Here is a 24,237-nt window from a genome sequence, read left to right on the forward strand (position 1 = left end):
AGTTAGATCTGTTGCCTGCGAAATTCGGGCGCCTGCACCGGAGAGATTGCGCCACCTTCGCGCAAGGACTCCGCGAGCTTGTGTTTGAGTATCTTGCCGGTCGAGGTCGCCGGCAAGGCATCAAGGATGACGATTTCGGACGGTCGTTTGTAAGAAGTAAGCTGAGATCGAACGAAATGCATCAGTGTCTCTGGTGTCGTGCGGGATCCCGGCAGCAATTGCACAAAGGCCACGATCTCCTCATTGCCGTCTGCGGCACGACCGACGACGGCGGATTGCACGACGTCCTTGTGTGAACTGAGGACCGCTTCGACCTCCGCGGGATAGACGTTGAAGCCGGAGCGGATGATCATTTCCTTGGTGCGGCCGACAATGTACAGACACTCGCCGTCGAAACGCGCGAGATCGCCGGTATTGAACCAGCCCTCGCTGTCAATCACCTTCGCAGTAAGCTCGGGCGCACGATAGTACCCCAGCATCACGTTGCGCCCGCGAACATGCAGCTCGCCGACTTCGCCTGCTGCCGTCGGAAATCCTTCGAGGGTTCGCACCCGCGCCTCCACACCGGGCAGCAGCGTGCCAACAGCCTGATCCGAACGTGGCCGATCGAAACGTACCCCAGATATTCCCGGCGAGCATTCGGTGATTCCGTAGCCGTTGAGCAAGGGAAGCCCGAACTCCTTCTCCACGCGCACTTTCAGGTTCAAATCCAGCGGCGCGCCGGCGACGGCAATCAAGCGCAACGAGCCTCGGGCGAGCTGTTCCACGCCTGATACGCTCTTGTACTCCAGCAGGCGCTGATAGGTGGCAGGCACGCCATTGAGGATGGTGACGCCCTCCTCCGCGATGGCCTTTGCAGTGGCGGCCGGATCGTATTTGCTGACCATCCGCAACGTGCCGCCGACCATGAGCGTCATGATCAGGAGCGAGATGCCGACGATATGCGAGATCGGCAACACAAGATAGATCTTGTCGTTCTCGTTCATCCTGCGGAAATAGGCGGTGGTCTTTGCGCTGATCAGAAGGTTGTCATGGGAGAGCATCACGCCCTTGGGAGTCCCCGTCGTCCCTGACGTATAGATCAAGACCGCGACTTGCCTTGCTGGATCGGCCTCCACCGGCTGGACTACCGCGCTTTCGTTGAGCGGGCCAACACCAATTTCCGGCAGCGCGCCAATTCGCTGGCTCTCGGCGCGGTAGCGGGAGGCGTGGGCAGCGGCTTCCTTCGAAATACCCGACGTGAAGAACGTCCGTCGGGCGCCGCTGTGGTCGCGGATCTGGTCCAGTTCGCGCGCCGACAAACGCGGATTGGCGACAATCGCCCAGGCGTCGAGCCGGCTTGCCGCCAGCAACAAAGCGGCAAGCGCAATACAGTTCTCGCTGACAATGATCATCCGATCACCGGCCCTGATTCCCAGCGATGAGAGCATGGTGGCGATCTCGCCAACGCGCTGCTCCAGATCTCGATAGCTCCAGGAAGCTCCGTCCTCGACCAGCGCAATCCGGTCGGGCGCCCTGGCAACCGGCCCTGCCGTGACTTCATGGATTCGGCTCGGCAAGCCGACAGCAATCTCGTCGACACTGATCGTCTCTGAAAGCTCCGCCACGACTGACCTCCCGACCGACCATGCCGACGTTGCAATGCGGCACAATTGGCCTCGACTTATAGTTCTTTTTTAGAACTCGTCAATCGATAAATCGTCGCCAGCCTTTTCCGGCGTTGAATGGATAATTCATCTGCGAGCGCCGTTTTCTATGTGGCTCCTAAAACCCCCCGTTTACATCGCAGCATTCGACAGCTAGTCTATAGTATCAAATAAGAACTTAAAAGGAGGATCGAGGATGGCGACGAGCCGCGGTGTAGCGATACTTGTTGGCGCAGGCGATGCCATTGGCGCGGCGGTCGCGCGGCGTTTTGCCCAAGGCGGCTATACGGTCTGCATCTGCAGACGCGATGCGTCCAAATCGCAGGGACTCGTGGCCGAGCTGAGGGCTGCGGGGCATGACGTTCACGCATTCAGCGTGGATGCGCGTCAGGAAACAGAAGTCCAGGGCATTTTCGCGCGAGTCGAGAAAGAGCACGGGCCCGTCGAGGTTTGCCTCTACAATGCCGGCTCGAACGTCAACAAGCCTCTGCTCGACACGACGGAGAAGCTGTTCTTCAAGGCCTGGGAACTCGCCTGCTATGGTGGTTTCCTGGTTGGACGCGAGGCCGCTCGGGTGATGCTGTCGCGCGGACGCGGCACCATCTTCTTTACGGGTGCGACCGCAAGCGTGCGTGGCGGCCCGGGATTTGCAGCATTTTCATCAGCGAAATTCGGGCTTCGTGCAGTGGCCCAGGCGATGGCGCGCGAGCTTGGACCGAAGAACATCCACGTCGTGCATCTCCTGATCGACGCTGGCGTGGATAGCGAGGCGATTCACCAACGCATGAAGGCCGCGAAGGGAATCGAAGCAAGCGACATTCCGCCCGATAGCCTGACCAAGACGTCTTCCATTGCCGAAGCTTATTGGTTCACCCACCAGCAAAGCAAAGATGGCTGGACCCACGAGCTCGATCTCCGTCCGTCCGTGGAGAAATGGTAATATGAATGCGACACCAGACCTGACCCTGTGGGGCGTTGGAACGAGTCGCACCATTCGTCCGCATTGGGCCATGCACGAACTGGGCTTGGCCTACGAGACAAGGCCCATTGGCCCGCGAACCGGCGAAACGAAGACCGCAGAATACACGAAGCTCAATCCGCGTCAGAAGATCCCGCTGCTTCAGGATGGCGACTTCTGCATCGGCGAGAGCGCGGCGATCGTTGCATACCTGTCGCGAACATACTCCACAAAGGAACGCTCGCTGATTCCGGAAGCGACCCGCGAATATGCCGCGTGGCTGGAATGGTGCTTCTTTATCGTCGCGGAGCTGGACTCAACCAGCCTTTACGTGATGCGCCGCCATCGGGCCGACGCGCTCGGACCGATCTACGGCATTGCACCCGAGGTCGTTGCCCAGGCCGGCGAGTATTTCCGCCAGCAGTTGCGCCATGTCGAAGTCGCGCTCGCAGATGGCCGGCAATTCCTGATGGGCGACCGCTTTACGAGCGCAGACATCCTGCTCACGACGTGCCTCGAGTGGGCCATCGCCTATGGCGTCGGCATTTGCGACAACGCTCAGCCCTATCTCGAGCGCATCCGCAAACGCGAAGCCTTTCAGCGAGCCGTTGCAGCGAATGTTCCGATTGCGCCGATCACGCCGGCGCCGGTGAAGGCCTAGAAGTCGTCGCCAACGGGTTTCGCGTCAGACCGCGACACGCAGGCTGCGCTCGGCGACCATCTTGTCGATGGCGCCGTCGTCGTAGCCGAGCTCGTGCAGAACGTCGCGGGAGTGTTCGCCGACCCTGGGAGCAGGCCCGCCGATCGTGGCCTCGTTGACCGAAAACCGCGCCGCCGGCTTCGGCTGCCGCACCCGCCCGACCTTCGGCTGGTCGAACTCCGCGATGATATCGCGGGCAACCACCTGTTCATTGTGAATGATCTCGCCCCGCCGCAGGATCGGCGAACAGGGGACGTCCGCGGCGTCGAGACGCTCCAGCCATTCGGCGGTGGTGTGCTGGCTGATGTACTCCGCCATCTTGTTGATGCGTGCCGTGGCGTTGACCGAGCGCGCCGATGGCGTCGCAAACCGGGGATCCTTAGCAAGCTCCGGATCGCCGGACGCCTGGCAAAAACCCTGCCATTCGGAATCGGAAATAGTACCGGCGGTGATGTAGCCGTCGCTGGTCTTGAACACGAGATCAGGCCGATCGTTAGGATCGGCAGCAGTGGCCTCGGCACCCACCACCGTGTATTGCATCATGCCTTCCGGCCACAAATACGAGATCATCGCGTCCAGCATGGCGACCTGGATGTGATCACCCTGCCCTGTCTTCTCGCGAGCGTAGAGGGCTGCCGCGACCGCCTGGGCGGTGAACACGGCGGTGGTCTTGTCGCAGACGATAGTCCGGATCATCTGCGGACGGTTCGTGACCGGCTGCGACTGGATATCGGCAAAGCCCGACAGTCCCTGAATGATCGGGTCGTAAACACGCTTCTTCACATAAGGTCCGGTGTCGCCAACACCGCTGATCGAGACATAGATCAGGCGCGGATGGCGCTGGCGCAACTCTTCGACGCCGAGACCGAGGCGCTCCATGGTGCCGGGCCGGAAATTCTGCACCAGCACATCCGCCTTCGCGACCAGCTTGGCCAGAACCTCACGGCCGGCAGCGCTTTTGACGTCAATCGACAGCGAGCGCTTGCCGCGATTTGACGAAATGAACAGCGCGGAAAACTCGCCATCCTTGTCGATGGTCGCGCGGCTGCGCCGGGTAATGTCGCCGCCGATCGGCTCGATTTTCAGGACGTCGGCGCCCTGATCCGCCAGGAACATGGTCGCGAACGGGCCCGACACCACGCCTGTCAGATCGAGGACGCGGACGCCGTTGAGTGGACCTGGCATGACATTCTCCCTGAATTGATTTTATTATGAGGCCGACTGAGCTTCGTCATGCAGGCGCCGGACATCTGCCCGGCTCTGCAGGCTTCAGGTCCTGACCTCAGGCCGTCTTCGGAACGGGCTGGCCAATCTGCTCGACGATCGACTCCTCCACATCGCGGAGCTGGTCCTTGCCGAAGAACATTTCCTTTCCAACGAAGAAAGTCGGCGAGCCGAATGCGCCGCGGTTGACGGCGTCGGTGGTCCGATCGATCAGCCCCTTCTTGACGTCGTCCTGCTGCGCACGCGCAAGCAACCGATCGATATCGATGCCTGAGGAGACGAATGCTGCTCGGAAGGTTTCGAGGTCATCCATCTTCTTCGGCTCCTCCCACATGTGGTGGTAGGCCGCGCGGAAATAGGGTTCGAACACGCCTTCGAATTGCGCCGCGACGGCGCCGCGCATCAACATCAGCGTATTGACCGGAAAAAACGGATTGGACCGGAACTTCGTTACATTATGGCGGCGAATGAAGCGCTGTGTCTCCAGCGCCTGGTATTCCGGCTTGTTCTTGATGCCTTGAAGGGATTCGAACGGGGACATGTTGCCCGTCGCCTTGAAGATGCCGCCGAGCAGGACCGGGACATATTCGAATTTAACGCCGGTGCGCCGTTCGATGCCGGGAAGAGCCAGTTCCGCGAGGTAAGCGTTTGGACTGCCGAAATCGAACAGGAATTCAACTTTCAGGGGCATGCCTGCTCCTCCCGTAGAGCGAAATGAATGGCGGGGCCCGACGATCCCAACGCTGGACCCCGGCACCTGCTCGATTTCTTACAGTTCTAAAATTGAACTGTCAAATCATCAGTGAATTCTGCTGGTTTTAACTGACTGCATGGGTATTGTTTCACGTTTAGTACCTATCTAGAATGCTGGAGGCGACGGCGGTTCCCGGGATTGATTCGAACCGAACAGGCGCCGGACGACCGGAGAGCAGGAATGAAATGGGACGAACTTGAGGAAGAGCCGTGTTCGATGGCTCGCACCATCGGCGTGATTGGCGACCGGTGGACGCTATTGATCCTCCGCGAATGCTTCCTGCGCACGCGCCGCTTCGAGGGTTTTCAGTCCGCGCTCGGAATTACGCGCCACCTGCTCGCCGAACGGCTGAAAAAGCTGGTTAGGCAGGGCGTCTTGCGCCGCATTCCTTATCAGGAGTCGCCCAAACGCCACGAGTATATCCTGACGCAAAAGGGCCTCGACCTCTATCCAATCATGATGGCGCTCGTGCATTGGGGCGACACCCACATGCTTGACGTACGCGGACGCCCCCTGCTGCACGAGCATCGCAAGTGCGGCAAGATGTTCGACCCCGTCATGGTGTGCTCCGAATGCGGCGAGCCGCTTTCGGCCAAGGAAGTTCACGTCCATCCTGGTCCAGGCGCGCGTCCGGCTCCAGAGAGAGTCTCGCTCGACAAAAAAGCAAAGCCGAAGCCCCGTAAGAAAGCAGCATAACGGCGCCAAGCCGCGTTTTCGCGCAATGGCGGACGCTTGGCGAAGGCGGCGCGCGTAGACCGCTTTTCGCGTCAATATCTTGAAGGCACTTTACGTCATCGCCGGAATGGCGATCGCCTGCCGTATCCGGCGAGCGTCGCGCGCCGGCGGCGCGCCGAATTGCCGAACGTACTCTCGGCTAAATTGGGACGCGCTCTCATAGCCGACCGCGAACGCCACGTCGGGCGCAGTATGCTCGCCGGCAAGCAGAAGTTGGCGCGCCTCCTGCAACCGGAGTTGTTTTTGATATTGGGGAGGGCTGAGGCCGGTCTTAGCCAGGAAGTGGCGATGCAGGCTTGCCCGGCTCATGCCGCTCGCGTCGCATAATGCCTCGATGCTCAATTGAGTGTTCTGGTTGTCTCTGATCCACTGAACGGCCCGTCGGATGCGACCCAGTGGACCCTCGGGCTGGGCGATCTGACGCATCAGCCGTCCCTGCGGACCTTGCAGGAGACGATAGAGCAATTCCCGTTCGACCATGGGGGCGAGAAACGGGATATCGTTCGGGGTGTCCAGCAACGACAGCAGGCGTAGCAATGTGTCGCGAAGCGGAGCCGTCATCGGATTGATCGCGATGCCAATCCCCTTGGGACTATCGCAGCGGCGTTTCAGAAGCCGAGGCGTTGAAGCAGGAGATCGAAGCGCAGGGCGGAAAGGCTACGATGCTGGCGCTCGATGTCACAAATACCGTGGGCTTCCAGGCTTTTGCCAGCGCGGTAACCGATACGCTGAAGGCCGACTTCGGCCGCGAACGGTTCGACTTCCTCGTCAACAATGCCGGCAACGGCATCGCCGCGAACTTCGTCGATGCGACCGAGGACCTGTTTGACTCGCTGGTCGCCACGCACCTTTGCGGGCCGATCTTCCTGACGCAGAAGCTGCTGCCGCTGATCGAGGACGGTGGTCGTATCCTGAACGTTTCGTCCGGCTTCTTGCGCTTCACTTTACCGGGGTACAGCATCTATGCGGCGATGAAGGCCGCAGTCGAGGTCCTGACCCGCTTCATGGCGGTCGAGCTTGGTGCGCGCAAGATGCGGGTGAATGCGATCGCCCCCGGCGCCATTGCGACCGATTTTGGCGGCGGCGCTGTGCGCGATAACCGCGACGTGAACGCCTACGTGGCGCAGAGCATCGCGCTCGGCCGCGTGGGGCTGCCGGACGATATCGGCGGTGCGGTCGCTGCGATCCTGTCCGACGACATGGGCTGGGCAAACGGCACAAAATTCGACATTTCGGGCGGGCAGCTGCTCTAGGAGCGGGTGCTTCATCGCTCATTCAATCGCCGGCGTATCGCAGAGTTTCACCTCGCTCAACCGGGCCGACGCCTTCAGGCGTGCCAATCATGATGAGATCACCGGGCTTTAGCTCCATAGACCGTGACGCAATGGAGATGATGTCCCGCACCGGCCATATCAATTTTGCAACGTCCGAATCCTGCTTCGGCTTTCCGTCGACAGCGAGCCATATCCGCCCCGACTGCGGGTGACCGACTTTATCAACGGGGTGGATGGGAGCGATCGGAGCTGATCGGTCAAAACCCTTACCCCAGTCCCAAGGGCGCCCCTGTTCGCGCGCCTGCAGTTGGAGGTCGCGCCGCGTCAGGTCGATTCCGACGGCATATCCGTAAACGTGATCCAGTGCGCGCTCGACAGGGATGTCGAACCCCTGCTCGCCAATTGCGACGACGAGTTCGATCTCGAAGTGGAAACTATTCGTATCGGGCGGATATGGCAGGATTGCCCCATCATCGACGACCGTATCGGCGGGCTTGAGGAAGAAGAACGGAGGCTCGCGATCCGGATCGCGTCCCATCTCCCGAGCATGAGCCGCGTAATTGCGGCCCACACAGACGACGCGACGCACGGGAAAGCGAGCCTTCGAAGGCTGCCCAGTCAGAACTGCTCACGTTCGCTGTCGCAAGCTTTTTCTTGATCTCCCGGTGCACACGTCGTGCACACGCCGCCTTCTAACCGGTTGAAAAACCTACACTGTCGCTCCAATCCATCATGGGCAAGTTTGAGCTAGCTCCAGCAATCAATGTCCCACTAGAGCCAATCAGATAAAGGTTCGTCCATCACCCCTGCCCCATGAGGCCACCGTTCCGACCACAAGCGGATTGGGCTTCGATGCCGTGCGAAGTTCGTCCCACGGCTGCGTGGCGACTGTTTTAGTGGACAAGCAGTGCGACGGAGAGAGTGTCAGTCATTCCTCATTGAAAGACAAAGCATTTCCGCGTTTCGTGGACCAAAACCTACGCTCTAAGCTACTGGAAAGTGGTATTTTTCTCTGGCGAAATCTCTCTCTACCAATAGATCTTTTCATCGCCAAAAATACCTTACCCTGGCCATTGCGCATTTGGTCTTGCCATTCACCGACGTACTTACTGCCGTCCGACCAGCTGAGAATGCCCTGCCCACAGCGCTTGTCCTCCTTCCATTCCCCGACGTATTCGTCGCCGTTCGGCCACGTGTGAGTACCCTTGCCACTGCGCTTGCCGTCTTGAAACTCACCAACATACTTCATTCCATCCGGCCATATGTAAGTGCCCTGGCCGTTGCGCTTGCCCTTACGGAACTCGCCCACATACGTCTCGCCGCCCGGCAACACCTCGTTTCCCATGCAACCGTCCGAGACTCCTGACGAAGGGCAAGTCGGAAGAGAGGAGTCGGCCCATACCACTGATGTCCACGCAATTCCGCTCGCAATCGCAACGGCTTGGATAGAAACGAGTATTGTGCGGAGTTTGATCACAACGCGCCCTACAAACTCAGTGCGGCCGAAAAAACATTTATCAACCTCCTGTCGTCCGACTGTTCGCAAGTCCGTGCACGCAACTCGAAACGCCGGATCAACATCACGCTAGTAGAAATCGAGGATCACCTTTAGGCAAGTCGCTGTTGCTTTGCAGCAGATGGGTCGACATACCAATCTCTTATGGTCGGCCCAAACGTCTCATCGACCTTCCCCTCAACGGCGACGGCGATAGTGCGATTGTTCGACTTTATCAGGGCGAACACATCCGTTTGACTTTCTCTGCCAGCATCGCGAAGCGCGACCTTGTGCTCCGGCATCGCAATCAGCAGTTCGCTATTTGAACCGAATAGCGCGGCGATTTCTGGCGGCAATCCTTCTGCGGCTTCCCAGCAATACGCGAGCGTTCGCGCAGAATAGCCTATCGGCATCAATCCCGCCAAGAAGCCACTATTTCCGAGCGATGAGCGGATCGAGATGGTGCAGGCGGTGATCCTGCCGGTGGCGGCTCAAGTTGGCTGTGAGATTGACTGCATAACCTACGACGATCTGGTGGTGACCACGGCGAAACGCGTTCACGCCTCGATCCTGATCCGCGGCTTACGCGACGGCTCCGATCTCGACTACGAGATGCAGATGGCGGGGATGAACGAAACTATGATGCCAGGGGTAAAGACCGTATTTCTCCCAGCCTCGCCGATAATGCGCCCCATCAAAGCAACCTTGGTGCGGCAGATCGCGGGAATGGGCGGCGACGTCTCCCATTTTGTTCCGGAGCTTGTGGCCTCACGTCTCAGGATCAGGTTTGCGAAGTGATCGCTCTCGGCCGCTGTAGCGGAAAGGAGGTGTCCAAGCGGCACAAGTGGCCCGTCGCGGTCGCATCCCATGGCTGAGGATATGTCGGCTCGCAGGGGTAGACCGGACCTAACTTAAACCGAGCCAAACCCGTCGCGATTGACCCGAAGCGGACTTTGGCCGTCGGATGATAGTCGATTGCACAACTCACAGCTTTCGAGCAATGATCTCCACGGGGGCGATCCGGCCATCAGAGATGCCTTCGCTCATATTGCGGACCATCTCAGGGCGTCGCGCGCCCATCAGCGTATGTACGCCGAGCGCTACCGGCCCGGCGGCCACCTGCGCCCGCTGCCGCGCAAAGTATTCGAGAGCAACGTCGCGCCGCTGAGGATCTGACAGGACTTCGAACCCCGCAGAGGAAAGCGCATCACGGTATTGACGAGGTGAGGTGATTGCATTCGCATCCGGTATGCTTGCCCAGGGCAGCGGGTAGGACAACGCACCGTCGCCCGTTCGCATCACATCGTAGATGGCGAAGCGTGCGCACGCGCGCAGCACCCGCCCGACCTCTGCGAAGAGCGCACTCTTGTCTGCGATGTTCATGCCGACATGCAGCATGTATGCGGCAGAGAAAGATCCGTTTGCGAAGGGCAGCGACAGAGCATTGCCTTGCTGCAATGACACGCAATCACGGAGCTGAAGCCATTCGGAGAGCACGTTGCCGGCTTCGATGTAGTCGCGCGTGAGATCGATGCCGGTCACATGACACCCATAGCTGGCCGCGATGTGGCGCGCGGGTCCGCCAAGACCGCAGCCGATATCGAGTACGCGATCATCCGGGGTGAGGCCGAGCTGCTGTGCCAAATCGGCGGTTGCGGCACGGCCGCCGATATGAAACTCGTCCACGGGCGCGAGGTCCTCTGCCGTCACCGAGGCCTCGGTCTTTCCGATGCGGGCAAGGCCCTTGCGAATGGCGGCGGTCAGATCTCCGCGCGCGTAATGGTCGGCAACAGGCGATCGCATAATCATCGCGCCTTGATGCGGGCTTCTTGGATCACCTTTGCCCAACGGGTTGCCTCCAACCTGATGTGTTCGGCACACTCATCCGGCGTGTTCCCGACCGGATGATAGCCGAGCGCGGCCATACGGTCTCTTATGTCGGGCGACACGATCAGCCCGGCGATCTCGCGCTGGAGCAGCGCAACGATGTCCTTTGGGGTGCCGGCAGGGACGAGCACCGCCGTCCAGATGTCGGCCGCGAAATCAGGATAGCCGGCCTGCGCGATGGTCGGTACCCCGGGGAGCGCATCCGCTGGGGTCGTTGACGTGATGGCAAGGGCGCGCAGCGCGCCTTCTCTTACGTGCTGCACTGCAGGAGGCAACGCGCCGAACGAAATTGGTGTATGGCCTGCAAGGGTCGATTGAATCGCCTGGCCTCCGCTGGAGAACGGGACGTGCACCGTGTCGAGCTTCAACGAGAGCCGGAACAGCTCGCCCAACAGGTGAGGCGGCGTGCCCGTTCCAGGCGATGCGTAGCTGTATTTACCTGGCTTATCCTTGAGGGCGTTGATCAATTCGGTAACGGTCGCCGCCGGAACCGAGGGATGCACCGTTAGAACGGTCGGCGCGGTGGCCGCCAGCGTGACGGGATCGAAGCTCTTCACGGGATCATAAGGCACGTTATCGAACAGCGCTGGATTGGCCGCATAGCTGGGTGCCACCGTTAGGATTGTGTAGCCGTCCGCCGCCGCGCGTGAAGCGTGGCCGGTACCGACATTGCCGCCAGCGCCGCCGATATTCTCGACATAGAATTGCTGGCCGAGTCTGTCCGACAGCCCCTGAGCGATGAGACGCGCCGCGACATCATTGGGGCCGCCGGCAGCGAACGGCACGATGATCCTCACAGGCTTGACCGGATAAGCGCCCGCTCTGCCGAGACATGGCGACACGACAGCGGCCGCAGTCGCGAAGGATGCGCTCAGGAGCTTTCTGCGGCTCAGGATCATCGGTCCAGCCTCCCTTAATGGCTAAGCACTATTTTTCATAGCGCCAGGCGATCCTACGAGCCATAATATCCCAGAGGGGAAATCCATACTTTTTGGATATGGCTATGGAATTGAGGCACCTGCGTTACTTCATCGCCGTCGCCGAGGAAGGCCACATCACCAGGGCTGCCGAGCGTCTCGGAATGCAACAGCCGCCGTTGAGCCAACAGATCAAGGCGATCGAACGAGAGCTCGACGTGCAGCTGCTTCGTCGCAAGGCTCGCGGCGTGGAACTGACCGACGCGGGCTCGAATTTTCTCGACGATGCTCGGGCCACCCTTGCGCAGCTTGAGAGAGCCGTTGAATCGACGCGGCGCACGGCGCGGGGCGAACTCGGGCGTATATGCATCGGTGTGACTTCGACGTCTTCATTTCATCCGCTTGTTGCACGTTCGATCCGGGCGTTCAGCAGGTCTTGCCCGAAGGTATCACTCACCCTGGAGGAATCGCTGAGCAATGAACTGCTGGACGGTTTGCGCAACGAGCGAATGGATGTTGCGTTCATTCGCACCGCACCCGCTGATGCACATGGACTCGCAATCCAGCGGCTGCTCGACGAACCAATGGTGGTTGCGCTCCCGGCCGATCATCAACTCGCGAAAGTCGCAAGCGATAGCGCGATTCCACTAAAAGGCCTTGCACCCGAGACCTTCATCCTATATGGCCCGCCAGGCACGGGCATGTATGATACTATCATCGCTGCATGCAACGCCGCAGGCTTCAATCCCAACGTTGGCAACCTAGGTGCATCAACGCAGCACGGGCCGCGCATCGGTTCGACGCTGAGCCTCGTTGCGGCCGGTCTCGGCATTACCTTTGTGCCGTCGTCTCTTCAGCGAATGAACATCGAAGGTGTTGCCTATCGGCGGGTCAAAACGTCCACACCACCAACCGCACGCTTAAGTCTGGCAACGCGCCGCGGCGATCCCTCAGCAACCGTGAGACAGTTTCTTACCCTGGTGAGAAACGCCGCGAAAGTAGCTTAAAGCAACGGCGGAACGATGTCTCCCACTGGCGAAGCTTCGATCCTCAGAGCGCATGTCGGGTTTTGGCCCTTCGCGACGGTTTGAGCGTTGCCCGGCCATGTCCGAAATTGAGGGTAGACCGGATCTGACCCCAAGCCGACATTTCTCCTACACAACCGGAGAATGCTTCGAATATTGACACAATCTTACTGGCTTGCTGCGATAGGTTCATCGATTGGGGTCATTAGTGAACACGAAGTATTTGTCTTGCTTTCTCATCCTATGTTCTTTGACCGTTCCTGCGCGAGGAGCTGGGCTTCAGCTCCTACAGGCGCCGGGGCTTGAAGGCGCTGTTTGGTATCCGTGCCAAGCCGAGCCGAGCGATGTACCACTTGGTGAGCTTGCACCACCGGCAGTTATGAGTCTTCGGGGCGTAAAGGATTGCTCGATATCACCGGCAAAGTTGCCATTGGTCATTTTTTCCCACGGCCGAGGTGCGTGGTTCGGAGCGCATCACGATACGGCGGAAGCATTAGCGGACGCTGGTTTTGTAGTTGCTGCCATCAATCATCCCGGAGACAACGCCAACGATTCGTCACGACGTGATTCTTTGTCGGTATGGGGATCGCGACCGGCCGACATGGTCCGCTTATTGAACTTCCTACTAAAGGATTGGAAAGACCGAGATGTCGTCGACCCTGACAGAATAGGTCTCTTCGGCTTCTCTCTAGGCGGGTATACCGGACTAGTGCTCGCAGGCGCCAATCCCGATATGGATCGATTTGCTGCTCGATGCACATCGAAGACTGGCTCCTGCGCGGAACTCCAAAACGGTGCAAGCTTGCCCAGCCTGTCGCGGGATACAAGGATCAAAGCCGCTGTGCTGGCCGATGCCGCCTTGTCGACAGCCTTCACCCAGGAAAGCGTGAAGGGCGTACAAATTCCATTGCAAGTTTGGCGGTCCGAGTTGGGTGGATACGGTGTGGATGCGGGAGGCACGACTCGCGTGGCCGGTATCCTACCGGGGCCGCCCGAAATTCGCGTTGTCCCGGCCGATCACTACGCATTTTTGGCGCCTTGCTCACCTGCGCTGGCGGAGGCCAATCCGCGCATCTGCGTCGACACCCCGCCAACTTTCGATAGGCAAGCCTTTCATCGCGACTTCGATACGAGCGTCATTCGGTTCTTTCGGAAGCATTTTGTTAGCCAGTGACTGATGGCCGAGGATGACCGCTTCTGGCCCTTAGCGGTCTAGTTCGGCAGGACCGACACTTTCATCATGATTGCGCGCAAGACGTCATCAATGGTGGGACACCGATAAGCTGCAAAGCGCGACCGAGGCGTTGCCGTCAGATTGATCCGCTCCTTGGCCATCTCCTTCAGGGGCAAAAGGAAGTAGTCCGTCACCTGCCTGTTTGTTGTCGCGTCCAGCCTCAGCGCCAGGATGAGCTCGGCTGGTTCGATGATCCGTCGATGTACCAACCAGGCAGGCGCATGTCGGGGCGCGATGTAGTAGCGGGCCATCCGAAGCGAAACGGCGAGCCTGCCGTCAACAGTCAAAACTTTGGTATCCGCGTCGAAGACGGCCGCCGCGCCGAGTGCTCGAATGCGCCTGGCAAGCTCCGATGCCTGCTTCGACAGCTCGGCATCGGACTGCTGACGCGCATCGAGGTAGTCAAAATCGCGCTCCGAATTGACATAGCCGACGCGGCGGAACGCTTCCCGAAGGCTGCCGAAGCGGTATGCATAGAGAGGAGGACTCGGCACATCGTCGGTCGCCGCCATGATCGAGACGCTCAACTTGCCGTTCGCCGCAAGCGTCTGTCGCAGCTTCTTCAACAACTGCTCATCCGACAGCCTGACATATTGCTGTTTCAGCAGCTCCTGGGCCTTGAGGAAAATGCTTCTGTCGACGATTGGCTCATACAGACCGGTCGCTCTGACCCACAAGTCCGGCGGGTTCTTTTTCATCACCTGCTTGAGCCGAAACGACTTGCGATTATAGACGCTGTTGCCGATGTAGGCCTCGTTACTCAGGATGTTGCGGATCATCCCCTCGGACCAAGGCTTTCCCCGATGATTGGGCACCTGCTCGTTGTTGAGCAGGCGTACGATCGACGCTTGGGATCGGCGGCGGACAACGTACTCCCGAAAAATCTGGGCGACGATTTCCTGCTCGTGCTGCGGTCCAGGCTGGACGATAACGCGGTCTGTCTGCAGATGCTTGCGCTGACCTTTGCCCAGAATGATGCCTCTCGAGCAGCGGTTTTCATCGACCAGTTCGCGCCTGAGCCCGTAACCGATGGCGCCGCCCTGCTTGAAGCCAAGGCTCGCCCCGCGGCAGGCGCCGGCGTGAACCTTGACTGACAGTTCTCTGGAATACTCGGCCGCCATCACTCGCTTCAGATTTTTCACGATGCTCGCGATCACGCCGCCATCGTTGTCGAATTCCTCGGCGCAGTAGCAGACCTTGATCCCAGCCTGTCGGCAGGTGAACTCGTAATACGCGCTCTCGTCTGGGTTCTGGAATCGTCCCCAGCGACTGACGTCATAAACAAGGATATGATCAAAGTCCGCCCTGCCACTTCGGACGTCGTCGATCAGCTCGATCAAACCTTCGCGGCGTTGGATGTGGAGGCCACTTCGGCCCTCGTCCGAGTAGGTGCTCACGATGGTCAGACCGTGCTGGGCAGCATAGACAGCGATGGCGGCAGCCTGATTCTGCGTCGAATAGCGCTGATGGTCGGTGGACATCCGGACGTATTGGGCGGCGCGGCCAGCCCGCATTGGCGCCAAGAGATCGGAACGAGGACGCACGATCAACGCGTTGGCCATGCAGTGCCTCCGCCACATCGATCGGAATGCCCGTGACAATCTGGCTCCGCTCTCCAAGCCGTTCAAGCTCTAACTACCAAGCCGGGGCCTATGATGGGGCCGAGTTCAACCCGGGACACACCGGGGACGGACAGCACCCAAAAGTGCCCGGAAGATATTCTTAGTCAGTAGACCAGCAATAGGGACAGCCAAGCTGCCAGGAGCGTGCAGAGACCAATTCCGAGGTAAGGCAATATCAGGCGCATCGGGCTTCTCCTCCGCGACGCAAAACCGAACCAGCCTCTCATGCCGACGGGCGCTTGCCTACGAATCTGGAGTTGAAATTGCGGCGCTGGCCGCTTCGTCGCTTGCGTCAAACACGCCCTGGCGGGCGCCCGAACTTGGACAAAGGAGGCCGCCAACTGAGGCGCCGGCCCACCAAAAGCCAGCGGGGCCGAGTTTGGCGCCGGCTCGCGCCTATGAGTGAAGAAAGTCTGGCCCGGATCACGACGCGAAGCTGATGCCGCTGGGCGAGTATCGCGCTGGCGCGCTAGCGCGAAGGGCGCTCCGGCACCCTCGCTTCGCGCTTTTCCATCTGCTCCTCGACGTAGAGGAGGATCATTCGCCGGGTGTCCGGGTCAGTTATTTTCTGGAATGCCTTGAGCAGTCGCAGCATTTCCAGATCTTCGATTCTGTTCGACATTCCAAAGGCCTCGATGGAAAAAGCAGCCGTCTAAAATCGGGAAAACCATGCAACACCTCGGGTGTTATGGGAACACAGAAACTCAGCTGCACGGTCCGCTTTCCACACGCTGGACTTAGCCCGCGCCGGGGCGGCCCAACGGTATCATCTGAGCCGGAATTGCGTCCCCGAGCTCGATCCGAAGGGCAAAGATCGGCAGGGACGACGCAAGCTGAAAAGGGACAAATGAACGAGGCCACCAACTGGAGGCGCCTCAATGCAACTTCTGGCGTAGCCGCTTGATGATCTCCCGGAGATCGGCCGCATATTCCTCGATAATTCGACGCGCCTCCTCCAAGCGCGACGGCTTGATGTCCTTGCCTTCCTGCTTGTCCGGAGCGGGCATGGCCTGATGGTCCGCCCGGGAACATCGGGAACATTGATCTAGCTCAAGCATCCCGCATGGTTGGCGGAAGCACGCCGATTCACGTTTATCGACGGAACCAACGAGGCCGCCGACCGGACACGGCGTCAATCCATCTTGCGGCGCAGCTGCCTGATGAACTCCAAGAGGTAGGAGAGCTTGATTCATGCCCACGACATCATCACTATGCTGGAGTTGCAATTCGTTGGTAATGCACGCAATGCCACGGAGGATGAATATGGACTCCGAGAAGCGGCCACCTTCTTGCACCGATCAATTTGACAAGCCAGTTGAGCCTAAGTCGGGCTCGGACCGCTGGGTAGACGGTTTCATGAAGCGCCTGATCGAAGTGTTGGATCGTATCGCGGGCAAGAAGTAAGATCGCCGACTGAGGCGGTTCTACATCAGATGCCAGCACCAGCACCGCGCCGCGCGGTCAGCCCGACGTCTCACGTGCCAGACGGACAATTCTTCGCGGACCGTTCTACAGCAGGGTGAGCGTCGAGCAATCTCTCGGCTCGATCCTTGGCGGCTTCGTCACTAGGCCGTGTACCCATAAACCCAGCGGCGTCATGTGACTGGTGACATTGCGACCAAGTTCGTGGGGCAGCGCAATATGTCGCGATGGGCCATGAGGAGAGTTGCCGGCTAAGAGCAGCGGGGCCAAGCTATTGGGATTTACGTTGGAACGGCGATTTCGCAAACTAGTCCTTCCGCGCGCCAGTCAAAGAGCACCTTGCCGCCAAGTGGGGCGATCGTTCCTTCGATGAGGCGACTACCAAAGCCCTTGCGTTCGGGCGCAGTTACCCTCGGACCGCCCAATTCGGTCCAGCGAAGCATTAGCTGTCCATCCTCGATGCGCGACCACGCCAATCCAATCCGGCCTTTTGCGTTAGATAACGCTCCATACTTGGCAGCGTTGGTTGCTAATTCATGCAAAACCACAGCAATCGCCTGCGCAGCGGTGGGTCCTATTACGGTTTGCAGACCCTCCATCAAAATCCGCTTGTCGTGGCCTTCTTGGAGATAAGGGGCGAGCTCCTGCTTGGCGATCGCCGAGACTTCTGCTCCCACCCACCGCGTTTCAACAAACAGCGAGTGAACATTTGCCAACGCTTGGATGCGCCCGCCAATCACTTCCTTGAGGCTCTCGGAGCTGTCAGACCGAGAAAGATTGATAATTGCCTGTACGTTCGCGAGGATGTTCTTGCTTCGGTGCTCCGCCTCGCGAGCCAGAATGCCAATCTGCTCCTGAGTTCGTTTCTGCTCGGTAATATCGCGAGCAATCTTTGATGCGCCAACGATGTTGCCGTGGGCATCTTTGACGGGAGAAACGGTCAGCGAAACGATGATTGAGCTGCCATCCTTACGTCGCCGAACAGTCTCAAAATGGTCGATGCGCTCACCTCGTCGAATGCGAGTTAAAATCTCACGTTCTTCGCTTTGTCGGTCCTCCGGGATCACAAGTGTAATAGGCCGGCCGATCGCCTCGGCGGCCGCGTAGCCGAAGATGCGCTCTGCCGCCTTATTCCAGCTCGTAATAATGCCATCCACATTTTTGCTAACGATCACGTCGTCGCTAGATTCAACTATGGCGGCCAGCAGATTGGCCAAGCGCTCGGCACGTTCCAGGGCCGGCTCGCTGACGAGAGGTTCGCGTTGAAGTCCCGACTCTCTTTTTGGCGCCAAGATAGGCCCCCCAAACCAAGATGTTGCACCGCCGTTGGCGCCCCAATCATAGCACCGAACGCAAAGGCAAGAAGGTCTCCATTGGCACGGTTTCAGGGGAAATTGTCGATCCCCGCTACTCCGTAAGCGTCCAACCGGGGCCTGCCCGGAAGCTTTGCGTCCGCACGGACCGCCGTGATTTCCGCGCCCTAGGACTGTCGACTTCATACACCGCGCGCGCACCGCCGGATAAATCGACTGCATACGCAACGTATCGCTTGGCATTTTTCGCCATCCAGATGCCGTTACGATTCTTCTGTGCTCGTGGAGTTCCCAGTGAAGACGCGAATTTGTCGCTCGGGTTGCACTTCAGGCGCCGATCAATAACTACCGATGGAACGCAAGGCGCCAGAGCTGAATTTGAATCGCGCTGGCTCGCCGACTGAGCCGGCGGAGCGGTCCCGGCCTACCCTCAAAAGCCCCCTGTAGCCGGGGCCGTCTCTCCGTCTTGTTTTCGGAGTAGCGTATGCGTTCCTCGCCCTCGATCGTGCCGGTCGATCGCCTCGACCGCGACATCTACCTCGTCCTTGAAGACTTCGGCGCCCGCGCCGGCTGCGCTTGGCGCGAGACGGATGAAGCCGACACCGATCTCGAAACCGTGCTGCACGACCTTCTGTCGGGCCAGTACGCCTATCCGGCCCGCATCGTCTGCTTCAATGCCGGCGAAGGCTGGTCGCGCGACGCCACGTCCGACGTCGCCGACACACTGGCACAGCGGGCAATCGACGCCGACGCCGAAGTCTCGGCCGCTCTGCAGGACTTCATCGCTGCCAACGGCATGCGGCGCCTCGGCGTCCAGCTCAGGCTGCCCCTGCCTGACTCTGGAAGCATGAGAGCGGAACCTACGTGAAGATGCTCGCCCCCGGCGAAAATCTGCTCGCCTCACTGAAGGAACGTCTCCCTCTTCCGGAGCTTTTCCGGGATAGGACGAGTCGGAGCTGACGAAGCTGGAGGCGCGGCCATGAAGCGCCACGCCATGAGCAAGTATTTCGGCAATGGCGCGGGCCACGTTCTGCGCCAGCACAACAGCGCCGTGCTACTACTCAGCTGGCACGGCAAACCCGACGGATCGGCCCGCTATGTCGTGCAGTTCAACTGCTACGTCCGTAATGGCGTGGAATATCCCAGCCTTGCCGCCCTGCTCCGCGCCGTCGAGACCGAGCACGCTCACAACAAATCTTGAGAAGATGGCTCGTGAAGCACAGGCAGCGCTGTGAGCCGACGGAGCAGGTCTACGCGCGGCGGAATGATCTGACAGAGTGCGAGGCAGCACCACCGGAATGCGCGGAATTGTGGTTCTCCCGGACCACTTCGCGCGCACGATTCACATTTGTAGTAGCCGGAACTGATGGGACCGGGAAAACTCGGCAAACCGGGGCTGGCGCATATTCCACCTGCTTCTTTTCACCCGGAATTTTTTGACACGGCGCGGCCGCGGCGATTGAGTTCGCCGCGGCCTTCGTTTGGGAAGGCGACTCGCGGATTGCCGCTTTCTCCCTATCTACACGTCATGCCCCACGCGTTCGAGTTTTGCCTACCCGCGGCCGCCAAAGCCGTGCCTGCCGGCCCCGACTGGATTCACGAAGTCAAATATGACGGCTATCGCCTGCGCGTCGAGCGGAGCGGCAAAACGGTGCGGCTGATCACTAGGAACGGCCATAACTGGACCGATCGCTACCCCTGGATCGTCGCATCCGCGCTCAAGAACCGCGAGCAGCAATTCGTCGTCGACGGCGAGGCCGTGGTGCTCGGCGTAGATGGCGTCGCCGACTTCAACGCTCTGCACTCACGCAAGCACGACGAGGAGGTGCAGCTCTACGCCTTCGATATCCTCGCCCTCGGCGGCGAGGATCTGCGCACCCTGCCACTGTCGATGCGTAAAGCAAACCTCGCGCGGCTATTGCGCGGCCGGCCCGACGGCATGTTCGTCGCGCCATTCGAGCCAGGCGAGATCGGCCCTGACCTGTTCGACGCCGCCTGCCGCATGGGCCTCGAGGGCCTGGTCTCGAAACGGCGCGACCGCCGCTATAGCGCTGGCCGGTCGAAAGACTGGATCAAGATCAAGAACCGGACGCATCCCGCGATGTCGCGGGTGATGGAGGCGTACAAATAAAGGGGGGCTGGCCAGAGGGGCACTCGATCATCGGCGGCAGCCGAGCGCCCATCATCACGTCGGCTCTCTGCCGTAAACCCGACGAGAGGCTGGTTTTGCCTCGACTACCCGCTTGTGACCCTGGCTGTGTGAAAAGCCGCGAGTCGGTTACGATTCCTCCGTTTCCTAATGGGGGGATACGGATGGGACGCTTCGTTGAAGGCGCGGACAGATCCCAGCTGACGCTCTTGCCGGAATGTCTGGAGGATTGGGTAGACGAGGGCAACGCGGTCCATGTGATCGACGTGTTTGTCGAGGCGCTCGACCTGCATGGAATGGGATTTGAGCGTGTGATCGCCAAGGAGACGGGCCGGCCTTCCTATCATCCGGCAGTCCTTCTGAAGCTTTACATCTACGGTTATCTCAATCGGGTGCAATCCAGTCGCCGCCTGGAACGTGAGGCGTGCCGCAATATCGAGGTGATGTGGCTGATCGGCCGCCTGGCTCCCGATCATAAGACGATCGCCGATTTCCGGAAGGACAATGGTGCGGCGCTTCGGAAGGTTTGTGCGAAGTTCGTTGCGCTATGCCGGCAAATGGGCCTGTTGCAGACCCCAAGCGTCGCAATCGATGGCAGCAAGTTCAAGGCAGTGAACAACCGCGATCGCAACTTCACACATGCCAAGATGGCGAGGCGGATGGCGCAGATCGAGGAAAGCGTCGGGCGATATCTGCGTCAACTGGATAGCGCCGATCGGCAGGAGCCATCGGAAGCGATCAGCATCAAGACAACGAGGATTAAGGAAAAGATCGCTCGACTGAAGCAGGAGATGGGCCGCCTGGAAGTGCTCGATGCGCAGATGCGCAAGACGCCGGATCAACAGATATCGCTGACCGATCCGGATGCCCGTTCGATGGCCACCAGTGGACGCGGATCGGGTGTCGTCGGCTACAATGTCCAGGTCGCGGTGGACACCGAACACCATCTGATTGTTACGCATGAGGTCATAAACGTCGGCAATGACCGTGGGCAGCTTGCTCGGATGTCGAAGCAAGCCAAAGAAGTGCTCGAAGTGGACAAACTCGAGGCGGTCGCCGACCGTGGCTACTTCGACGGAGAGGAGATATTGGCCTGCAAAGAGGCTGGCGTTGCAGTCACGCTGCCCAAGCCCATGACGTCGAACGCCAAGGCGGAGGGTCGGTTCGGCAAACAGGACTTCGCCTATCTACCTGACGAGGACGTCTACCGCTGCCCGTCCGGCCAGGTGCTGCCCTATCGCTATACCAACATCGAGCATGGAATGACGCTGCGCCGTTACTGGTCGACAGCAGCGTGCCAAGGCTGCGCAATCAAGAGCCAATGTACGCCGTCCAAGGAGCGCCGCATCACACGCTGGGAGCATGAGCATGTGGTCGAGGAGGTCCAGAGACGGCTCGATTCCGACCCCGACGCCATGCGGAGGCGGCGCGAGACGGTCGAGCATCCCTTCGGCACGATCAAGGCCCGTATGGGGGCGACCCACTTCCTGATGAAGCGCCTACGGAACGTCGCCGCCGAAATGGCGCTGCATGTTCTCGCCTATAACCTCACACGGGTGATGAACATCGTCGGCAAACCGCGCCTGATTGCAGCCATCCGCGCCGCCTGAAGCCCGGAAAGTGCGTCCAAAAGCGCAATACCGCGTCGCGATACCTACTTTGGCCGGTCATTGGACGATCCGACGCGAGAACATCGGCCGCCTGCAATGATTGGCGACCCACGGCCGCGTGCCGACCATCCGTTTGCACACAGCCAAGGCCCAAAGCGGACTTCAGACGTCCGGTACTCCGGCGATGTGAAATCCCTTGACCATGCGCCTGGCCCCTGCAGTGAACTTTTCATCGCCGCGCAATGGAATGTTTCTGAAGCGACGGACAGTAAACGTTGGATCAAGTGTAAGGCCCGCTTTTGCGGCCAGCTGGGCCTCGTCCATCTTCCCAAGAAGCGCGAGCGCTGCAGCGTACCCAAAATGCAGGAGCGGATAGTTTCGGTTGGCCTCAATTCCTCGCGCAAACCAAGCGGCTGCTTCAGCGTCCGCTCCGATCTGCAGCTTCGCAAAACCCACTGTATTCATCCATCGGAAGGCGAAAATATCGCGAGGGGACAACCGCAACGCCTCACCGACGTGAGACTCAGTATCTGCGCCGCGACCCATATAGTGTTTAGCGATGCCCATCAGTTCGTGTGCATCCGCCAAATTGCGATCCAGACTCAAGGCTCGCTCGCACTCAGCCATGCCTTGGGCCACTCTATTCGTATGAATTAGTACGAGGGCCAAGGTGAAATGAGCCCAAGCATGGTCAGGTGCAAGGTACAGCGCCTCTAGCGCCATTGTCTCTGCCGCTTTCAAATGCTCGTAGGGATGGTCGGTTAAGAACAGCACTCCAAGTGCAGCCTCGACGGTCGCCGTCCAGCTCATGGCGTCGGCATTCTTAGGATCAATTGCCAAAGCTAGTTCAAAGCAACTACGAGCTTCTGTCATATATTCGCGTGTCAGCCCCTTGTTAAAGGATTGCCGGCCTTGGAAATAGAGATCCATGGCGTCGGGATTCAGCGTTCTTGTTGCGCGCCGCGCCTCGGCAACAATGAGTTGGCTATCTAACGTGCGAGCAATCCTAGCTACAATTTCGTCCTGCACATCGAGCAGATCGGCGACGGGTTTGTCGAAGCGGTCGGCCCACAGGTGATTGCCAGTCTTGGCGTCGATTAATTGGACATTCACTCGGAGACGATTGTCGCAACGCTGCACCGAACCTTCGAGCGCGTACCGAACATTCAACTCGCGACCAATCTGCCTGACATCGATAAACTTGCCTTTGTAGGTAAACGCGGTGCGTTGGCCGATAACAAATGACCCACGGATACGTGACAGATCGGTGGTGAGGCTGCCCGTCACACCGTCGACGAAGTAGTCCTGCTCGGGGTCGCCGCTGAGATTGGCGAACGGCAGCACCACGATGGAAAGACGAGGTGGCGAAAGCGCCGCTGATCCGCCGAACTGCGACAGCGTCGCTGGCGCCAATTCATCTAGAATCGCGTAGACTCGAACCGGACGCGCGATGTTTTTGAAGGTCTGCTCGCCAAGATCGACGAATCTTTCCCCAATCTTGGGCTGGACTTGATCGTAAACAGCCGCCGAGATGCAGATACCGCCGGGTGCGGCGACGCTCTCAAGCCGTGCCGCGATATTGACGCCGTCCCCAAAGATGTCGTGAGGTTCGACAATTATATCACCGATATTGACGCCCACCCGAAAGGAGATACGGCTGTTTTCCCGGTCGCCAGTGGTAAATTCGCGGACGTTTGCCTGGAATTGCATCGCGGCCCGAACGGCTTCAACAGCGCTGGGAAACTCTGCCAAGAACCCGTCGCCGGTGTTCTTCACGATGCGACCGCCATGTTCTGCAATCGCGGGTTCGACGCCTCTGGCGAGGAGCGTCATCAGCTTGGCGTGCGTACCTTCTTCGTCTTCATGCATAAGGCGCGAATACCCTGACACATCGGCAGCCAGTATCGCTGATAACCTACGCTCGATCCGAACTGGTCCCGCCATGGTCAGACAAGTCCTCCCGCCGCATTTGTACGCGACACGACGAGTGCGTCAAATTGCGAGATTACTCCTACGGGACAATCGAAATGACAGCTACCCTGACGGGTTTACCGGGGGTGTCGGCGAGTCCGCTGTTGGCCCTTCGCGACTAAATCAGCCTTTCTCCTACACGTCGGCTCAAAGGGGTAGACCGGACTTCATAGCGATGGGGCGCGACCGTCGCGATTGACCCAAGGCGGACTTTTTAACGAGCTAGGGCGCGTACTCATAAAGCATGTCCGCTTTGCTCCGATAACGACTACCTTGTGCTGGCACCGCAAACGACGGGCCA

Annotated in this window: 23 protein-coding genes and 3 pseudogenes; 12 read left to right on the top strand and 14 right to left on the bottom strand. The window is 59.5% G+C overall.

Features of this window, described 5'->3' with window-relative positions:
- Positions 1-2: 2 nt before the first annotated feature.
- Entirely contained in the window at positions 3-1,607 is a 1,605-nt protein-coding gene (locus N2602_RS23440; RefSeq protein ID WP_260379580.1) for a class I adenylate-forming enzyme family protein, read from the bottom strand.
- 235 nt (positions 1,608-1,842) lie between these two features.
- Between N2602_RS23440 and N2602_RS23445 the strand changes: the two genes are divergently transcribed.
- Positions 1,843-2,586 (top strand): SDR family NAD(P)-dependent oxidoreductase, encoded by a 744-nt coding sequence (locus N2602_RS23445; RefSeq protein ID WP_260379581.1) that lies wholly within the window; start codon positions 1,843-1,845, stop codon positions 2,584-2,586.
- 70 nt (positions 2,587-2,656) lie between these two features.
- On the top strand, positions 2,657-3,265 hold the full coding sequence (locus tag N2602_RS23450; RefSeq protein WP_409241923.1) for a glutathione S-transferase family protein: 609 nt from the start codon (positions 2,657-2,659) through the stop codon (positions 3,263-3,265).
- Positions 3,266-3,289: 24 nt separating this feature from the next.
- On the opposite strand, the gene N2602_RS23455 is transcribed toward N2602_RS23450, so the two are convergent.
- Positions 3,290-4,489, bottom strand: a complete 1,200-nt coding sequence (locus tag N2602_RS23455) for a CaiB/BaiF CoA-transferase family protein (protein WP_260379582.1) — start codon at positions 4,487-4,489, stop codon at positions 3,290-3,292.
- Positions 4,490-4,586: 97 nt separating this feature from the next.
- Complete coding sequence (locus N2602_RS23460; protein WP_260383704.1) at positions 4,587-5,219, bottom strand: 2-hydroxychromene-2-carboxylate isomerase; 633 nt, start codon at positions 5,217-5,219, stop codon at positions 4,587-4,589.
- A gap of 243 nt (positions 5,220-5,462) precedes the next feature.
- On the opposite strand from N2602_RS23460, the gene N2602_RS23465 reads away from it, so the two are divergent.
- On the top strand, positions 5,463-5,978 hold the full coding sequence (locus N2602_RS23465) for a helix-turn-helix domain-containing protein (protein ID WP_260379583.1): 516 nt from the start codon (positions 5,463-5,465) through the stop codon (positions 5,976-5,978).
- A 90-nt stretch (positions 5,979-6,068) separates the two neighbouring features.
- On the opposite strand, the pseudogene N2602_RS23470 reads toward N2602_RS23465, so the two are convergent.
- A pseudogene (locus N2602_RS23470) lies at positions 6,069-6,617 on the bottom strand (helix-turn-helix domain-containing protein); the annotation flags it as partial.
- On the opposite strand from N2602_RS23470, the pseudogene N2602_RS23475 reads away from it, so the two are divergent.
- Positions 6,611-7,270: pseudogene (locus tag N2602_RS23475) on the top strand (SDR family NAD(P)-dependent oxidoreductase); the annotation flags it as partial. The pseudogenes N2602_RS23470 and N2602_RS23475 overlap by 7 nt on opposite strands.
- 22 nt (positions 7,271-7,292) lie before the next feature.
- Here N2602_RS23475 and N2602_RS23480 read toward each other — a convergent pair.
- The 3 genes from N2602_RS23480 to N2602_RS23490 all read right to left on the bottom strand — a co-directional run bounded on the left by N2602_RS23480 (position 7,293) and on the right by N2602_RS23490 (position 9,199).
- The gene (locus tag N2602_RS23480) at positions 7,293-7,913 is read right to left on the bottom strand and encodes a fumarylacetoacetate hydrolase family protein (protein WP_260383705.1); all 621 of its coding nucleotides are present in this window, start codon (positions 7,911-7,913) and stop codon (positions 7,293-7,295) included.
- A 306-nt stretch (positions 7,914-8,219) separates the two neighbouring features.
- On the bottom strand, positions 8,220-8,636 hold the full coding sequence (locus N2602_RS23485; RefSeq protein ID WP_260379584.1) for an MORN repeat-containing protein: 417 nt from the start codon (positions 8,634-8,636) through the stop codon (positions 8,220-8,222).
- A 263-nt stretch (positions 8,637-8,899) separates the two neighbouring features.
- On the bottom strand, positions 8,900-9,199 hold the full coding sequence (locus N2602_RS23490) for a DUF6946 family protein (protein ID WP_409241924.1): 300 nt from the start codon (positions 9,197-9,199) through the stop codon (positions 8,900-8,902).
- Between N2602_RS23490 and coaD the strand changes: the two are divergent.
- Positions 9,192-9,584 (top strand): annotated as a pseudogene (coaD, locus tag N2602_RS23495) (pantetheine-phosphate adenylyltransferase); the annotation flags it as partial. The gene N2602_RS23490 and the pseudogene coaD overlap by 8 nt on opposite strands.
- 186 nt (positions 9,585-9,770) lie before the next feature.
- Here coaD and N2602_RS23500 read toward each other — a convergent pair.
- Together N2602_RS23500 and N2602_RS23505 are read right to left on the bottom strand one after the other, a co-directional pair.
- Entirely contained in the window at positions 9,771-10,634 is an 864-nt protein-coding gene (locus N2602_RS23500; protein ID WP_260379586.1) for a class I SAM-dependent methyltransferase, read from the bottom strand.
- A complete protein-coding gene (locus N2602_RS23505; protein WP_260379587.1) occupies positions 10,592-11,572 on the bottom strand; it encodes a tripartite tricarboxylate transporter substrate binding protein in 981 nt (326 codons plus the stop codon). Before N2602_RS23505 ends, N2602_RS23500 begins: the two co-directional genes overlap by 43 nt.
- 104 nt (positions 11,573-11,676) lie before the next feature.
- Between N2602_RS23505 and N2602_RS23510 the strand changes: the two genes are divergently transcribed.
- Both N2602_RS23510 and N2602_RS23515 read left to right on the top strand, forming a co-directional pair.
- Positions 11,677-12,597, top strand: a complete 921-nt coding sequence (locus tag N2602_RS23510) for a LysR family transcriptional regulator (protein ID WP_260379588.1) — start codon at positions 11,677-11,679, stop codon at positions 12,595-12,597.
- Between the two features lie 448 nt (positions 12,598-13,045).
- Entirely contained in the window at positions 13,046-13,789 is a 744-nt protein-coding gene (locus N2602_RS23515; protein WP_260379589.1) for an alpha/beta fold hydrolase, read from the top strand.
- Positions 13,790-13,827: 38 nt separating this feature from the next.
- On the opposite strand, the gene N2602_RS23520 is transcribed toward N2602_RS23515, so the two are convergent.
- From N2602_RS23520 to N2602_RS23530, 3 genes are all read right to left on the bottom strand, one after another.
- On the bottom strand, positions 13,828-15,411 hold the full coding sequence (locus tag N2602_RS23520) for a recombinase family protein (protein WP_260379590.1): 1,584 nt from the start codon (positions 15,409-15,411) through the stop codon (positions 13,828-13,830).
- A gap of 529 nt (positions 15,412-15,940) precedes the next feature.
- On the bottom strand, positions 15,941-16,093 hold the full coding sequence (locus N2602_RS23525) for a hypothetical protein (protein ID WP_260379591.1): 153 nt from the start codon (positions 16,091-16,093) through the stop codon (positions 15,941-15,943).
- A 253-nt stretch (positions 16,094-16,346) separates the two neighbouring features.
- Positions 16,347-16,478, bottom strand: coding sequence for a hypothetical protein (locus N2602_RS23530; RefSeq protein WP_260379592.1), 132 nt, complete (start codon positions 16,476-16,478; stop codon positions 16,347-16,349).
- A gap of 256 nt (positions 16,479-16,734) precedes the next feature.
- Here N2602_RS23530 and N2602_RS23535 point away from each other — a divergent pair, with 256 nt between their 5' ends.
- On the top strand, positions 16,735-16,875 hold the full coding sequence (locus tag N2602_RS23535) for a hypothetical protein (RefSeq protein WP_260379593.1): 141 nt from the start codon (positions 16,735-16,737) through the stop codon (positions 16,873-16,875).
- Between the two features lie 299 nt (positions 16,876-17,174).
- Here N2602_RS23535 and N2602_RS23540 read toward each other — a convergent pair whose 3' ends face one another.
- Entirely contained in the window at positions 17,175-18,110 is a 936-nt protein-coding gene (locus N2602_RS23540) for a PAS domain S-box protein (RefSeq protein WP_260379594.1), read from the bottom strand.
- A gap of 580 nt (positions 18,111-18,690) precedes the next feature.
- Here N2602_RS23540 and N2602_RS23545 point away from each other — a divergent pair.
- From N2602_RS23545 to N2602_RS23560, 4 genes are all read left to right on the top strand, one after another.
- Entirely contained in the window at positions 18,691-19,074 is a 384-nt protein-coding gene (locus N2602_RS23545) for a hypothetical protein (RefSeq protein WP_260379595.1), read from the top strand.
- A 111-nt stretch (positions 19,075-19,185) separates the two neighbouring features.
- On the top strand, positions 19,186-19,407 hold the full coding sequence (locus N2602_RS23550; RefSeq protein ID WP_260379596.1) for a hypothetical protein: 222 nt from the start codon (positions 19,186-19,188) through the stop codon (positions 19,405-19,407).
- 165 nt (positions 19,408-19,572) lie between these two features.
- Positions 19,573-20,337: an RNA ligase family protein gene (locus N2602_RS23555; RefSeq protein WP_311738504.1), complete on the top strand. Its 765-nt coding sequence runs from the start codon at positions 19,573-19,575 to the stop codon at positions 20,335-20,337.
- 182 nt (positions 20,338-20,519) lie between these two features.
- Entirely contained in the window at positions 20,520-21,965 is a 1,446-nt protein-coding gene (locus tag N2602_RS23560; RefSeq protein ID WP_260379597.1) for an IS1182 family transposase, read from the top strand.
- Between the two features lie 162 nt (positions 21,966-22,127).
- Here N2602_RS23560 and N2602_RS23565 read toward each other — a convergent pair whose 3' ends face one another.
- Positions 22,128-23,834 (bottom strand): adenylate/guanylate cyclase domain-containing protein, encoded by a 1,707-nt coding sequence (locus N2602_RS23565; protein ID WP_260379598.1) that lies wholly within the window; start codon positions 23,832-23,834, stop codon positions 22,128-22,130.
- Between the last annotated feature and the right edge of the window lie 403 nt (positions 23,835-24,237).

It is taken from the genome of Bradyrhizobium sp. NC92, assembly GCF_025200865.1.
Taxonomy (GTDB): Bacteria; Pseudomonadota; Alphaproteobacteria; order Rhizobiales; family Xanthobacteraceae; genus Bradyrhizobium.